The sequence below is a fragment of the Streptomyces sp. NBC_01439 genome (assembly GCF_036227605.1).
In the GTDB taxonomy this organism is placed as follows: Bacteria; Actinomycetota; Actinomycetes; order Streptomycetales; family Streptomycetaceae; genus Streptomyces.
This window is the reverse complement of sequence record NZ_CP109487.1, coordinates 1,233,791-1,248,598: the sequence shown is the minus strand read 5'-3', so window position 1 is coordinate 1,248,598 and position 14,808 is coordinate 1,233,791. Positions and strand designations below refer to the sequence as shown.

The window sequence follows — 14,808 nt, the reverse complement described above, 5'->3', positions numbered from 1 at the left end:
TGACGCTGCGCCTGCTTCCACCCGGATTGTCTCAGAATTTGGTGATATGCACCTGCTAAGCGGGTGAGACGGCCCCGTCGAACTCCATCCGGACGTCGACGACACCCTCGACGCTGCGGATCGCCCGGGCCAGGAGCGGGACCAGAGCCCGATCCCGCAGCGGTCCCCGGAGGGCGACGACTCCGTCCTGCACCGAGAAGTCCAAGCGCGCGCCCGGTGCGAGCTCGGCCAGCACGGCCTGGCGGATTTCCTCCTCAAGTTCCTCGTTGGGACGCAGGAACACCTTCAGGAGGTCGCTGCGACTGACGACGCCCTCCAGCATGCCGACTTTGTTCACCACCGGAAGGCGCTTGACGCCCTTGCGGGCCATGATGCGGGCAGCCTCCGCGGCAGTGGCGTCGGCGTGGACGGTGACCGCGGGGCTCGACATCAGGTCCTCGGCGAGCACGGCGCCGGCCTTGGACGCTTCGTCTAGCTGGTCCGGCAGGATGGGCTCCTCGCGGCGAAACTCTTCCTTGGGGAGGAGGTCTGCTTCGGAGACGACCCCGACGACGCGACCCTCACCTTCCAGGACGGGGACCGCACTGACCTTCCATTCGTGCAACAGTTCGACTATCTCCTTGTAGGACGCCTCACGGCCGATGGCGATGGCGGTGTGCGTCATGAGGTCACTGACGGTGGACTGAGAGGCGGGCATGACCGGCTCCTTCGCCGTGGTCGATCGGTAGGGTCCCGACACTTCCAGTGTCGGCATTCGGACGTGCGCGTCGACAGGCTCCCTGTGGGCCAAGACGGGGACCGACCGGCCCCGTGGTCGGTCCGGTAGGCCCTGTTCGGCGCGTGTTCAGTACGGCCAGGACCAGTCCGCGACTTCCGGCAGGTCGGTGCCGTGTTCGCGGATCCAGTCGTGGTGTCGGATGCGCTGGTCGGCCATGGCTTGGCGCAGTCCTTCGGCGCGGGTCGCGAGGCCGGGTACGCGGTCGATGACGTCCATGACTAGCCGGTAGCGGTCCATGTCGTTGCGCACGACCATGTCGAAGGGGGTGGTCGTGGTGCCGGACTCCTTGTAGCCGCGGACGTGCAGGTGGGGGTGGCCGGTCCGGCGGTAGGCGAGGCGGTGGATGAGCCACGGGTAGCCGTGGTAGGCGAAGATCACCGGCTTGTCGGTGGTGAAGAGGGCGTCGTACTCGGGGTTCGTCATGCCGTGGGGGTGTTCCTCGTGGGGCATGAGCCGGGCGATGTCGACGACGTTGACGACGCGGACGGCCAGCGAGGGGAGGTGCTCGCGGAGCAGGGCCGCGGCGGCCAGCACTTCCATGGTGGGTACGTCGCCGGCGCAGGCGAGGACGACGTCCGGTTCGCGGGAGCCGTGGTCGGTGCCCGCCCACTCCCAGATGCCGGCGCCGCGCGTCACGTGGGTGCGGGCCTCGTCGATGGGCAGCCAGTCGAAGCAGGGCTGTTTGCCGGCGACGATGACGTTGACCTGGTCGCGGCTGCGCAGGGCGTGGTCGGCCACGGCGAGGAGGGTGTTGGCGTCCGGTGGCAGGTAGACCCGTACGACGTCGGGGCTCTTGTTGAGGACGTGGTCGACGAATCCGGGGTCCTGGTGCGAGAAGCCGTTGTTGTCCTGGCGCCAGACGTGAGAGGTGAGCAGGTAGTTGAGGGAGGCGATGGGCGCTCGCCAGGACAGTTCGCGCGAGGTCTTCAGCCACTTGATGTGCTGGGCGACCATGGAGTCGACGATGTGGGCGAAGGCCTCGTAGGTGGAGAAGAGGCCGTGGCGGCCAGTGAGGAGGTAGCCCTCCAGCCAGCCCTGGCAGACGTGTTCGGAGAGGATCTCCATGACCCGGCCGTCGCGGGACAGGTTCCGGTCCGTGGCCTCCGTGATGCCCTGCCAGGCCTTGCCGGTGGCTTCGTACAGGTCGTCCAGCCGGTTGGAGGCGGTCTCGTCCGGCCCGACGACCCTGAAGTCCCGTCGCTCAGCCGTGTCCCGCATGATCTGCGTGAGGAAGCGGCCGAGGACGCGGGTCGGTTCGTGGAGGGTGCGGCCGGGCTTGTCGACGGGGACGGCGTGCTGGTCGAGCGCGGGCAGCGGGAGCGGCCGCAGCAGCCGGCCCCCGTTCGCGTACGGCACGGCGCCCAAGCGGTGCTCGCCGTCCGGCACGCAGGCCAGGACCTGGGCCGTCGGCCGACCGTCGGCGTCGAAGAGCTCCTCCGGCCGGTACGAGCGCAGCCAGGCCTCCAGCTGCTGCAAGTGTGCCGGGTTCTCGCGCACACCGGCGAGCGGGACCTGGTGGGCCCGCCACGTGCCCTCGACCGGGTCGCCGTCGACGTTCGCCGGACCGGTCCAGCCCTTGGGCGTGCGCAGCACGATCATGGGCCAGCGTGCGTACTCTCGGCCGGGGTCGGTGCCCGCCGTCCGTGCCTCTTGCTGGATGAGGGCGATGCGGTCCAGGGCGTGGTCCATCGCGCGGGCCATGGCGTGGTGGACCTGGGTGGGGTCACTGCCGGTCACGTACAGCGGGTCGTGCCCGTAGCCGCGCAGCAGCGCGTCGAGCTCGTCCTCGGGGATCCGGGACAAGACGGTCGGGTTGGCGATCTTGTAGCCGTTCAGGTGCAGGATCGGCAGGACCGCGCCGTCGTGGACCGGGTCGAGGAACTTGTTCGAGTGCCAGGACGCGGCGAGCGGACCGGTCTCGGCCTCGCCGTCGCCGATGACGCACGCGACCAGCAGGCCGGGGTGGTCGAAGGCGGCTCCGTAGGCGTGGGCCAGGGCATAACCCAGCTCCCCACCCTCGTGGACGGAACCGGGGGTCTCCGGCGCCACATGGCTCGGCACCCCGCCGGGGAAGGAGAACTGCCGGAACAGCTTGGCCATGCCGTCGGCGTCGCGGCTCACGTCCGGATACGTCTCGCTGTATGTCCCTTCCAGCCAGGAGTTGGCCAGGACGGCGGGACCTCCGTGTCCCGGACCCCAGACGCACAGGGCCTCCAGCGCACGCTCCTTGACCACGCGGTTGAGGTGCGTGTGCACCAGGTTGAGGCCGGGCGAGGTGCCCCAGTGGCCGAGCAGCCGCGGCTTGATGTGCTCCGGCCTCAGCGGTTGGGTCAGCAGGGGGTTGCCCATGAGGTAGATCTGACCGACGGCCAGGTAGTTCGCGGCGCGCCAGTGGGCGTCCAGCTGCGAGATCGAATGCGCGCTCAACGCGGTCATGTCCGCTCCTGCGTCTGAGGGTCCGGGACGTTCGTCGACGGGGCCGATACCGACACCCTGCCCCTGCTGTGGTGCGGCCGCGAGAGGAGGACCGGCCCTCGAGGAGGGACCGTTGGCCCTTCTGCGCCCCTGCCCAGCACGAGCAAGGTGAATCCCGGTGGCGCCGGTCCTTCCCCCGGCCGGCGCCGCCCAATCCCCGCCGGCCGACCCCGATGCCTCTCGCATCAGTACGGAGGACAGACCTGTGAAGCGCACCCTCGTTGTCGGAGTGGACGGATCCCCGGAAAGCCGGGCCGCCGCGGACTGGGCCGCGCGCGAAGCCGTACGGCGTGACCTGCCCCTGCACGTGGTCCACGCCTGGCTGTGGCAGCCGCTCGCCGTCCCGATCGTCCAGGACCGCGACACCGAATCCCGCCGGGCCGACGACATCCTGAAGGAGGTCGAGCAGGAGCTCACCCACCGGTACCCGTCGCTCGCGCTCACCGCAGAAGTCCTGTGCGACACGCCCGTGCCGGCCCTGCTGCGCACCGCCAAGGAAGCCGAGCTGCTGATCCTCGGCACCCGCGGGCACGGAGCCCTGCTCGGCTTCCTGCTCGGCTCCTACGGTCAGCAGGTGATCGCGGCCGCCGAGTGCCCCGTCGTCTCCGTCCGATCCCGCCACGGCAGGCCGCTGGCCGTGCCGGAAGAGGGCGAGGTCGTCGTGGGGCAGCAGGGTGGAGTGGAGGAATCAGCCGAGGTACTGCGCGTCGCGTTCGAGGCGGCCGCGGCGCGCAAGGTCCCGCTCCGCGCCGTCCGGGCCTGGAACCTGCCCCCGGTGTACGGATACAGCCCCGGCTCGATGTGGATCGCCGAGCAGTTCGGCGGTCTGGAGCCGTTCGAGAAGGCCGCGCTGGACCAGGCGCTGGAGCCGTGGCGGCTGAGGTTTCCCGAGGTGGAGGTCGTCGCGCACGTGGAGCGGGGCAGCGCCGGCCACGTGCTGCTGTCGGAGGCTTCGGACGCCCAGCTGGTCGTCGTCGGCCGCCGGGTCCGCGAGTCGGCGGTGGGTACGCGCATCGGTTCGGTGGCCCATGCCGTGCTCCACCACGCGGCCTGCCCCGTCGCCGTCGTCCCGCACCACTGACGCCGAATCGACGGTTGAAGCCGGGCTCGCCGTCGTGCGGCGTGCCCGGCCCTTACCGTGGGCGGTTCCTACTCCGCGGCCGGGATCGGGTGCCGGCCGGGTGGGGTCAGCGCGTGGCTGGCGATCACCGCGGCCTGGACGCGCCTCTCCACGCCCAGCTTGACGAAGAGCCGCGAGATGATGTTCTTGACGGTCTTCTCCGCGAGGTACAGCCGCTTGCCGATCTCCCGGTTGGTAAGACCCTCACTGACCATGAGGAGGATCTCCTTCTCCCGGTCCGTGGAGCCGGGAAGCCCCGGGACCTGTTCCTCCTTCGGCACGTCGCCGCGCATGCGGGCCAGCAGCCGCGTCGTGGCGCCGGGGTCGAGCATCGACTGGCCCGCGGCCACCGTCCGGACGGCGGTCACCAGGTCGGTGCCGGTGATCTGCTTGAGCACGTATCCGGAGGCCCCCGCCATCACGGCGTCCAGCAGCGCCTTTTCGTCGTCGAACGACGTGAGCATCAGACAGGCCAGCTCGGGCATCCGCGAGCGCAACTCCCGGCACACGCTCACCCCGTCGCCGTCTTGGAGCCGTACGTCCAGGATCGCGACCCGGGGGGCGCAGTGCGGGGATGCGGACCAGCGCCTGTTCCGCCGTGCCCGCCTCACCGACCACGGTCAGGTCGGACTCGGCGTCCAACAGGTCGTGCACCCCTCTGCGCACGACCTCGTGGTCGTCGAGCAGGAAGATGCTGATGGGATCGGTCGCGCCGCTCGCGCTCGTCGCGTGGGAGTGGGCACCGCTGCCGGTCATGACGCAACTCCTTCGCCTGGTTCGTCCCGAACGCACGAACACCGGCATCCTGCCTTCCGTACGGGCGGAACGGACAGGGCCGATAGGCCCGCATCGACCTGCCGCTGCGCGCGGCAGGGCCGGTGTGGGCAGAGGAGGAGGGACCTTCGGCCCTGTCCGAGGGCCTGCCGGGCCTTCCCGAGTGCACTCAGCACCCGATGAACTGCGGGTGCACGGGGAACGGCGCGACTCGACGGAGCCGCACGCAGCGCGGAGGACACCATGACGACCGCCTTGATCGACCTGAGGACCGTGGCACGCGACGACCGCGGCCTGAGGATCGCCCTGGCCGGAGAGCTCGACTTCCATACGGCGGGACGAGTGGAACCACGCCTCGCCGAACTCGCCGGATTCGGCCACCGCAACATGGTCCTGGACTTGTCCGGGATCTCCTTCTGCGACAGCTCAGGCATCGAACTCTTCCTCTGGCTCCACCAGCGCTGCCGTAGCGCGGGCACCCAGCTCCTGCTCCGCGGCGTACCACCCCTGCTGGTCAAGTCCATGCAGGTGCTCGGTGTCGACCGCAGCCTGCCGCTCGCCGTGACGTGATCGAGCGGGCGTCCGAATCTCGCCCCTGGACGGGGACCGTTCGGCCCTGGTTCTCCCGTGGATCGCGGTGAAGGCTGGGACGCGGAAGCCGCAAGGGCCCATCGGGGCCGGACGAAGGTAAGCAGCATGGATCACGAAGGCAACCCGCTACGGGCCCGAGAGGTCGGTGACACGACAGCCCGCCGCTACATGCGGGAGCTGGACAGGGCCGAGGCTCTGTGGCTGCTCTCGACGGTGTCCCTGGGGCGCATCGTCTTCACACAGCACGCGCTGCCCGCCGTCCGACCGGTGAACCATCTCGTCGAGAACGAGGCCATCATCGTCCGGATACATGAGGACGGGGCATTGGCATCCCTGGCGGCACCCGCCGACGCTCCCGGCGTGGTGGTCGCTTACGAAGCGGACGTCATCGATTCCGTCACGCACCTCGGTTGGAGCGTTGTCGTCACTGGTTACGCGAGGGTGGTGTCAGATGCCGACGAGATGGACCGGTACGCGCACTTGCTGCGTCCATGGGTGGCGCACCGGATGACCAGCACCCTGAGGATCCGTCCGGATCTCGTCACCGGGTTCCGGCTGGAGGCGGACCCGACGCAGCCCGTGCCCGCGGCCCGGGGCTGACGCCTTGCCCCGGTCCTCAGCCCCCGGTGGGGAGGGGAGCCCGCCAGACGAGCCTTGTACCCCCGTCATCCGGAGTCTCGTGAGTGAAGGAGCCGCCCAGGCTCCGCGCCCGCTCGTCGAGGTTGAGCAGGCCGCTTCTGCGGCCTTGGGCCGGAATGCCCTTCCCGTTGTCCGAGACGGTCAGCACGACCTCGCCCTGGCCCGCCTTGAGGGTCACTCCGACCCGGGTCGCCTGTGCGTGGCGGGCGGCGTTGCTGAGGAGTTCACCCAGCACAGCCATGACGTGGTCGGCTATGTGCGGAGGTACGTCGGTGTCGAGCAGGCCCTCCATGCTCAGACGCGGCGGGTGACCGAGGGTGGTGGCCGCGTCGCCGACGGCACGGGCGGCGCGCGCCCGCAAACCAGGGCCGCCCTCGCGGTCCTTGGTACGCAGCCCGAAGATCGTCGACCGGATGATCTTGATCGTTTCGTCCAGGTCGTCGACCGCCCGGCCGACCCTCTCGGCCGCCCCTTCGTGCTCGACGAGCCGGGCAGCGCTCTGCAAGGTCATGCCGGTCGCGAAGAGCCGCTGGATCGCCAGGTCGTGCAGGTCACGGGCGATCCGGTCGCGCTCCTCCAGCAGTGCTATCTGCTCGGCGTCCCGGCGCCGCTCCGCCAGCTCCAAGGCGAGTGCGGCCTGACCTGCGAAGGCGACGAGCGGCTCCAGCTCGCCCTCGCCGAACGCCGGCTCTCCCGCCGGGCGCGCGAGCAGCAGGACACCTCTGCTTTCGCCGCCCGCGGTGCCCAACGGGACTGCCACGGCGGGCCCCAACCCTTCCTGAATCTGGGACTCAGCGGGATAGCGCTCGTCGGCCCAGGCTTGCACCGCTGTGACGGGTTTGCCGGCGAGGTGCGCCGCTCCTGCGAGCGTGCCCGCGAAGGGGACGACGAGACCTTGCCGCTCGGCTCCGTCCGCATCGGCCGCGAACTCCACGACCAGGCCGTCGATACCGGCCACGGGCATGGCGATGTCCGCGAGGCGTGCCGCGGTGATCTCTTGTGCGCGGCGGGCGATGAGCTCCAGTACCGCCGGGCGGGAGCTGCCGGACAGCAGGCTTTCGGTGATTTCCGCATTGGCCTTGAGCCATCGCTGCTGGCGCTGCGAGCCCTCGTAGAGCCGCGCGTTGTCGATCGCGACACCCGCCGCCACCGAGAGGGTGGAGATCACCGTCTCGTCCTCGGTGTCGAAGTCGATTCCGCCACGCTTGTCGGTCAGATAGAGATTGCCGAACACCTCCTCGCGGACCCGGATCGGCACACCCAGGAACGTACGCATCGGCGGGTGATGGGCCGGAAAGCCGTAGGACGAGGAGTGCGCGCCGAGATCCGTCAGGCGCAGCGGTTCCGGGTGGTGGATGACCTCCCCGAGCAGGCCGTGGCCCGCCGGCAGGGGACCGATCTCGGCGATCTCCGCATCCGTGAGCCCCACGGTCAGGAACTGTGAGAGAGTCCGGCCGTCGGGGCCGATCACTCCCAGCGCGCCGTATTCGGCGTCGACGAGCAGCGCGGCCGCCTCCACGATCCGCCGCAGTACCTGGGCGAGATCCAGCTCCCGCCCCACCGACACCACGGCTTCCAGGAGGCTGTGCACCCGGTCGCGGGTGCCGCGCACCTCGTCGATGCGCGCTTGGAGCTCGTCCAGCAGCTCGTCCAGCCGCATCCGCGGTACCTGCGTCAACGGATCCCTCACACCCACGTGCTTCCCCTCCGACGGCTCGCTCGGTTGCCCGATCCACGGTCAGCGTATCGACACGCCCGGGCCCGATGGGCATCGTTGCGCGCGGATGCCAGCCGAGACTGACGTGACCGAAGCGCCGGACGACGACGGGGAGGATGCGCCATGGGCCTGAAGAAGGCGGTCTACGAGGACGAGCTGCTGCGGCTCCAGACGGAGCTGATCAAACTCCAGGAGTGGGTGCGTGCGGAGGGCGCTCGGCTCGTGGTCGTCTTCGAGGGCCGCGACGCGGCGGGCAAGGGAGGAACGATCAAGCGTGTCACGGAGCACCTCAACCCCCGTGTCGCACGCATCGCGGCCCTGCCCACGCCGACGGAGCGGGAGCGCAGCCAGTGGTACTTCCAGCGCTACGTCGAGCACCTGCCCGCCGCCGGTGAGATCGTCGTGTTCGACCGCAGCTGGTACAACCGCGCCGGAGTCGAGCACGTCATGGGCTTCTGCACACCGGCGGAACACCGGCTCTTCCTGCGTCAGTGTCCGCTCTTCGAGCGCATGCTCGTCGAAGACGGGATCCTGCTCCGCAAGTACTGGTTCTCCGTCAGCGACGCAGTGCAGGAGGAGCGGTTCCGCGCCCGGGCGAAGGACCCGCTGCGGCGCTGGAAGCTCTCCCCGATGGACCTGGAGTCCCTCACGCGCTGGGAGGCCTACTCGCGGGCCAAGGACGAAATGCTCGTCCACACCGACACGGCGGACGCCCCCTGGTACGTGGTCGAGAGCGACGACAAGCGCAGCGCGAGACTCAACATGATCGCCCACCTGCTGTCCTCGCTTCCCTACGCGGACGTGGCCCTGCCTTCACTCACCCTGCCGCCCCGTCCTCCTTCCACCGGATACCAGCGTCCTCCCAAGGACCTGCAGAACGCCGTCCCCGACCATGCGTCCACGCTCGGCAAGGGCTGAAGGGCGGCGGATGCCGACGCGGAGTTGCCGAGTGCACCGTCAGCGAGGAGCGCGATGTCCGCACGTGGAAAGCCGTCCCTGCTGCCTCTCGGACTCCGGGGGTACCGCCAGGCATGGCTCGGCCGGGACGCACTGGCCGGCATCACCGTTGCCGCATATCTGGTGCCCCAGGCCATGGCTTATGCGGGGGTGGCCGGGCTGCCACCGGTCGTGGGGCTCTGGGCCGTGCTGCCGGCCATGGTCTTCTACGCCCTGATCGGTTCCTCACGGCTGCTGTCGGTGGGACCCGAGTCGACCACCGCGCTGATGACGGCCGTCGCCGTGGGGCCGCTCGCAGGAGGGGACCCGGGCCGGTACGCGGTTCTCGCGGCGGCCCTCGCCGTGGTCGTCGGCCTGGTGTCGCTGGCGGCCTGGGCCGTGCGCCTCGGGTTCCTCGCCGACCTGCTCTCACGGCCCGTGCTCGTCGGCTACCTCGCCGGTGTCGCCCTGATCATGATCGTCGACCAGCTGCCCCGGCTCACCGGAGTACGAGCCACCGGCTCCGGCTTCTTCTCACAGCTGTACACCTTCGCCCTCAACGTCTCGGACGTTCACTGGCCGACCGTCGTCCTGGCCGCCGCTGTGCTCGTCCTGCTCCTGGTGGCGCCGAGGTACTGGCGGACGGTTCCGCGTCCCCTGCTCGCCCTTGTCGCCGTCACCGCCCTGGTGGCGGCATTCGGGCTGGACGAGCGGTACGGGATCGCCGTGATCGGATCCGTACCCTCCGGGCTGCCCGTGCCCGCGCTGCCGACCCCCGGCGACCTTCCGCAGCTGGTGATCCCGGCGCTGGGCGTCCTTCTCGTCGGCTACTCGGACGTGATCCTCACCGCCCGGGCCTTCGCCGACCGGGGCGACCCGCTTCCGCTCGACCCCAACCGTGAGCTGCTCGCCCTGGGGGCGGCGAACCTGGGGGCGGGCCTCATGCACGGGTTCCCCGTCAGCAGCAGCGCCAGCCGCACCGCGCTGGCCCAGTCGGCGAAGGCACGGAGCCAGGCCTACTCCCTGTTCGCCGCACTCGCGGTACTGATGGTCCTCCTCTTCCTGGGGCCGCTCCTGGCTCACACTCCGAGCGCCGTCCTCGGCGCCATCGTGGTCTACGCCGCCGTCCGCCTCGTCGAAGTGGGCGAGTTCCGGCGTCTCGCGGCCTTCCGCCGGCGCGAGCTGCTGCTGGCGCTCGGATGCCTCCTGGGTGTTCTGGCCCTCGGCATCCTGTACGGCGTGCTCGTCGCCGTGATCCTGTCCGTGGTCGAGTTGCTGGCCCGTGTGGCCCGCCCGCACGACGCCGTGGAAGGCATGGTGCCCGGGCTCGCCGGCATGCACGACGTGGACGACTACCCGACGGCGCGGACGGTTCCGGGGCTGCTGATCTACCGTTATGACTCGCCGCTGTTCTTCGCCAACGCGGAGAACTTCCGCCGCCGTGCCCTGGCAGCGGTCGACGAGCAGCGGTCTCCGACGCGCTGGTTCGTCCTCAACACCGAGGCGAACGTGGAGGTGGACATCACAGCGCTGGACGCCGTGGAGACACTCCGCCAGGAACTCGAGGACCGCGGCATCGTCCTCGCCCTGGCCAGGGTCAAACAGGAACTCCGCGAGGACCTGGACGCTTACGGCCTGACCGCCTCGGTGGGCGCCGACCGCATCTACCCGACCCTGCCCACGGCTCTGGAGGCCTATCGGGCATGGGGCCGCGGGGCAGGGTTCGCGGCGGAATGAGCAGGACCTGCCGCCCCGAAAAATGCCGCCCGGCCCCTGCTGGTGACTGAGTCGGCGGAATGCGGTCCGGGCGGTTCGGGTGTTCGATGGGATCGTCTGCCGCCGTGCGCCGGGGGCGGCTGCCCATGGCGGGGTGAAGTCTTTGGCTCAGCATCCTGCGAAGACGGGAGCCCATGTGAGAAGGATTCCGTTGGCTTCCGTGAGCGAGGTCCACCTCGGTTCAGTTGGCCGCTTCTCCAGGGCCAGGACGGGGCATACCCGAATGTCGGTGCGCCCGAGCTGTAGTTGGTGCGTGTAGTCGAGGACTTGCCCGATCCCCAGGCGAATCTGCTGATCCTCACTCGCGCCGGTCAAGCTCTTGACCTCGGCGATGAAGATGTCATCGCCACGTGACCAGCCGGCGTCGAATCGTGGGGCATTGCGTGCGTGCCCGCGTACCTCGACCTGCTGGTAGGCCAGGTGCTCGATGAGTGCGGCGATGGTTGCCTCGTGAGCCCTGGTGCCCCTGTCGAGGTGATCGAGGTCGAGCGACAGGGCTCCGGTTCCGTGCTGCCCGACCTTGCGTCGATGAAGGGGGCCGCCCAAGATCCCGTCTCCGGAGCGGGCGAGGACGAAGACGCCGCCGTCCGCGCCCTGAGCCCGTTGCAGCTCTCGGCAGGGCGCGGGATTTCCATCGATCAAGTCGACGAATCCGTTCCCATCCACCACGCATACGTGATGTCCTTGTTCGCGTTCCCGTGCGGCGAGGACCAGTTTCTTGCTGTACTCCCGGTGCGAGTCGGTTACGAGCTGACTGGCGAGATCACCGTGGACGACGACGGTGATCTTTCGGGAGAAGTCCGGCTTGGAATTAGCACCGAACTGCTGGATCATCTCCTCGCAGTCCTTTCGAATGACCCATTCGCCATCCATGAGGACTTTGCCGGTGAAGCAGAGGGTTTGCTCGCTCAAATTATGAACCCAGCCGTCGCAGGGTTTGACGTCCATGAGGCCTCTCCATGTGTCGGGACCTTGCGCAACGGTGACGGCGCTTGCATACGCGCCCTGGAATTTCGAGGGTGGATTCCTGGTGACTGGTGATATGTCGTGGCGGACGGCAGCGGACTGGGAGTTCCTAGCCCTTGCCGGGCGGGCCCTCGAGCTAGGCTTGATGGGTTCCTCGGCCGCAGTTATCAAATTCCGTTCCAGCTCCCGCACGAATGGCCTAACGATGTAGCGGCTGGATGGTCACTTAACTGCAAGAAGACCGGATCTCGCTGCCGATTCCGACATTCGCGCAGACCCTCAGTGTGTTCTCGACGTCTGTGTCGTCGTAGAGCGGTTTGGCGGGGCGGTCGTGGAGGTCCGCCGCTGTACGTGCCCGTCACCGAGTGGCGCGTTCTGGGGCGCCGCCATGTATGCCGCGCGGGACCCCTGCCGGCCGCCCGTGGCCCTTGCGAGGCACGCAGACCTCTGACCGCGGGTGTCCCTCGTCCCCGCCGCGTTCGTTTCCCGACCGTCGCCATACAGGGCCGAAGGGCCCTGCGAAGCGACCGAACAGGTCCTCCCGGAGAGTGCCGACCGGCCCGCCACCAGGGACTGTTGCCGCCGGGCATGAGGGGGCGCAAGTGACAGAGTTCAAGTGCTCCCCGAGGCGCCCCCAGAGGACGCCCGGCCGGGCGCACATCCCATTACGGCGCCCGTCGAGCGCACCTTCCGTCTCACCTCCGGGGGACCCCATGACGTTTCACGTCGACTCCGAGACCGGCCGGCTGCGGCAGGTCATCCTGCACCGCCCCGACCGTGAAATGACACGCCTCACACCCACCAACAAGGACGAGCTCCTCTTCGACGACGTGCTGTGGGCCAAGCGCGCCCGCGACGAGCACGACGCGTTCGCCGATGTCCTGCGGGACCGCGGAGTGCGCGTGCACCTCCTCGCCGACCTGCTCACCGAGACGTTGGACGGCATCGAGGCACGGCAGCTCGTGCTGGACCGGGTCTTCGACGAACGCGAGTTCGGCATCCTCGGCACCGACCGGCTCCGCACGCACTTCGACTCCCTGGAGCCGGCCGCCCTGACCGCCTGCCTCATCGGCGGCGTCACCAAGGCGGAACTGCTCGAGCGTACGGGCCCGATACCGAGCGTACGACTGCACGCCATGGCGCCCGACGACTTCCTCCTAGCGCCGCTGCCCAACCATCTGTTCACCCGCGACACCTCGTGCTGGGTGTACGACGGCGTGAGCGTCAACCCGATGAACAAACGGGCACGCCGCCGTGAAACGGTTCACTTCGAAGCCCTCTACCAGCACCACCCCCTTTTCGCGAAGGGGGAGTTCCACCGGTGGTCCGACGGACAGGCGGCCTATCCCGCCACCATCGAGGGCGGCGACGTCCTGGTCATCGGCAACGGCGCGGTGCTCGTCGGCATGAGCGAGCGCACCACGCCTCAGGCCGTGGAGAATCTCGCCCTGCGCATGTTCGGGGCGGGTTCCGCCCAGCGGGTCGTGGCCGTCAGCCTGCCGAAGAGCCGCAGCTTCATGCACCTCGACACGGTCATGACGATGGTCAGCGGCGACACCTTCACCCGATACGCCGGCCTCGGCATGCTGCCTTCCTCCACGATCGAACCCGGGACCGGCGGGGAGGGGCTGAGGGTCACCGACCACGCCCCCGAGGACATGGACCGGGCCATCGCCGACGCGCTGGGTCTGCCGTCCATCAACGTCCTCACCCCGAGCCAGGACCTGCGGTCCGCCGAGCGGGAGCAGTGGGACGACGGCTGCAACGTGCTGGCCGTGGAACCCGGCGTGGTCGTCGCCTACGAGCGCAACGTGACCACCAACACCCACCTGCGCAAGAGCGGTATCGAGGTGATCACCGTTCGAGGCAGCGAACTCGGCCGGGGCCGTGGCGGCCCGCGGTGCATGACCTGTCCCATCGAGCGCGAGGCCGCCTGACCACCCCTCCCGCGCCCCCGCGTCCCCGTCATCCGCCCGCCGCACACACCCCGTACACATCAAGGAGCCCGCCATGCACGACGACCTGCACCAGCGCCCGTTCGTCAAGGAACTCGACTTCACTCCCGAGGAGTTCCGCCACCTGCTGGAACTCTCCGCCTCCATCAAGACGGCCCGCCGCGAGGGACGCGAGGAGCAGCGGCTGCGCGGCAAAAACATCGCCGTCATCTTCGAGAAGACGTCGACGAGGACCCGATGCGCCTTCGAAGTGGCCGCGCACCAGCAGGGCGCGCACGTGACCTACCTCGACCCGGCCGGCTCCCAGCTCGGGCACAAGGAGTCCATCAAGGACACCGCACGCGTCCTCGGCCGCTACTACGACGGGATCGAATACCGGGGCAGCGACCAGCGCCTGGTGGAGGAGCTGGCCCAGCACGCCGGCGTTCCGGTCTGGAACGGCCTGACGGACCAGTGGCACCCCACCCAGTCGCTCGCCGACGTGCTCACCATGTGGGAGCACACCGACAAACCGCTGAACCAGGTGTCCTTCGCCTACCTGGGCGACGCCAGGAACAACGTCGGCAATTCCCTGCTGATCGTCGCGGCGATGCTCGGCATGGACGTACGCATGGTCGGCCCGCGATCCCTGCACAACGCCTCCGACGTCGTCGACCACGCGCGGCGGGCGGCGGCCGTCAGCGGTGCGCGCATCACCCTGACCGAGGACGTGACCGAAGGCGTGGCCGGCGTCGACTTCGTCTACACCGACGTATGGCTCTCCATGGGAGAGCCGCCGGAGATGTGGGACGAGCGCATAGCCCTGCTCAAGCCGTACCAGGTGACAGCGAAGACCCTGGAGGCGACGGGCAACCCGGCGGTCAAGTTCATGCACTGCCTTCCGGCCTTCCACAACAGCGACACCACCGTCGGCGCCAAGATCGCTGCGCGGACCGGCATGACCGCACTGGAGGTCACCGACGAGGTGTTCGAGTCCTCGCACTCCATCGTGTTCGACCAGGCCGAGAACCGGCTCCACACCATCAAGGCCGTCCTCGTCGCCACCCTCGGCGACTGAACCGGCATCCCCTCGACCTCCGGA

General features: G+C 69.3%; 11 protein-coding genes and 1 pseudogene. 7 read left to right on the top strand and 5 right to left on the bottom strand.

The window, feature by feature from the left end; all coding sequences use genetic code 11:
• Window positions 1-55 precede the first annotated feature (55 nt).
• A complete protein-coding gene (locus OG207_RS05805) occupies window positions 56-697 on the bottom strand; it encodes a CBS domain-containing protein (protein ID WP_329096513.1) in 642 nt (213 codons plus the stop codon).
• A 147-nt stretch (window positions 698-844) separates the two neighbouring features.
• Entirely contained in the window at window positions 845-3,214 is a 2,370-nt protein-coding gene (locus OG207_RS05800) for a phosphoketolase family protein (RefSeq protein WP_329096511.1), read from the bottom strand.
• Between the two features lie 244 nt (window positions 3,215-3,458).
• Here OG207_RS05800 and OG207_RS05795 point away from each other — a divergent pair, with 244 nt between their 5' ends.
• Window positions 3,459-4,334, top strand: coding sequence for a universal stress protein (locus OG207_RS05795; RefSeq protein ID WP_329096508.1), 876 nt, complete (start codon window positions 3,459-3,461; stop codon window positions 4,332-4,334).
• Window positions 4,335-4,402: 68 nt separating this feature from the next.
• On the opposite strand, the pseudogene OG207_RS05790 reads toward OG207_RS05795, so the two are convergent.
• Window positions 4,403-5,129: pseudogene (locus OG207_RS05790) on the bottom strand (response regulator).
• A 261-nt stretch (window positions 5,130-5,390) separates the two neighbouring features.
• Here OG207_RS05790 and OG207_RS05785 point away from each other — a divergent pair.
• Window positions 5,391-5,717 carry an STAS domain-containing protein gene (locus tag OG207_RS05785; RefSeq protein ID WP_329096506.1) on the top strand — a complete coding sequence of 109 codons (327 nt, stop codon included), beginning with the start codon at window positions 5,391-5,393 and terminating at the stop codon, window positions 5,715-5,717.
• Window positions 5,718-5,843: 126 nt separating this feature from the next.
• Entirely contained in the window at window positions 5,844-6,338 is a 495-nt protein-coding gene (locus tag OG207_RS05780) for a pyridoxamine 5'-phosphate oxidase family protein (protein ID WP_327733484.1), read from the top strand.
• Window positions 6,339-6,354: 16 nt separating this feature from the next.
• On the opposite strand, the gene OG207_RS05775 is transcribed toward OG207_RS05780, so the two are convergent.
• Entirely contained in the window at window positions 6,355-8,037 is a 1,683-nt protein-coding gene (locus OG207_RS05775; RefSeq protein ID WP_329107450.1) for a sensor histidine kinase, read from the bottom strand.
• 180 nt (window positions 8,038-8,217) lie between these two features.
• Between OG207_RS05775 and ppk2 the strand changes: the two genes are divergently transcribed.
• The gene (ppk2, locus tag OG207_RS05770) at window positions 8,218-9,012 is read left to right on the top strand and encodes a polyphosphate kinase 2 (RefSeq protein ID WP_329096501.1); all 795 of its coding nucleotides are present in this window, start codon (window positions 8,218-8,220) and stop codon (window positions 9,010-9,012) included.
• 54 nt (window positions 9,013-9,066) lie between these two features.
• Complete coding sequence (locus tag OG207_RS05765) at window positions 9,067-10,767, top strand: SulP family inorganic anion transporter (RefSeq protein WP_329096499.1); 1,701 nt, start codon at window positions 9,067-9,069, stop codon at window positions 10,765-10,767.
• A gap of 147 nt (window positions 10,768-10,914) precedes the next feature.
• Here OG207_RS05765 and OG207_RS05760 read toward each other — a convergent pair whose 3' ends face one another.
• Entirely contained in the window at window positions 10,915-11,754 is an 840-nt protein-coding gene (locus OG207_RS05760; RefSeq protein WP_329096497.1) for a hypothetical protein, read from the bottom strand.
• Window positions 11,755-12,485: 731 nt separating this feature from the next.
• On the opposite strand from OG207_RS05760, the gene OG207_RS05755 reads away from it, so the two are divergent.
• Window positions 12,486-13,709: an arginine deiminase gene (locus tag OG207_RS05755; protein ID WP_329096495.1), complete on the top strand. Its 1,224-nt coding sequence runs from the start codon at window positions 12,486-12,488 to the stop codon at window positions 13,707-13,709.
• 73 nt (window positions 13,710-13,782) lie between these two features.
• On the top strand, window positions 13,783-14,784 hold the full coding sequence (gene argF, locus OG207_RS05750; protein WP_329096493.1) for an ornithine carbamoyltransferase: 1,002 nt from the start codon (window positions 13,783-13,785) through the stop codon (window positions 14,782-14,784).
• Window positions 14,785-14,808: the final 24 nt, after the last annotated feature.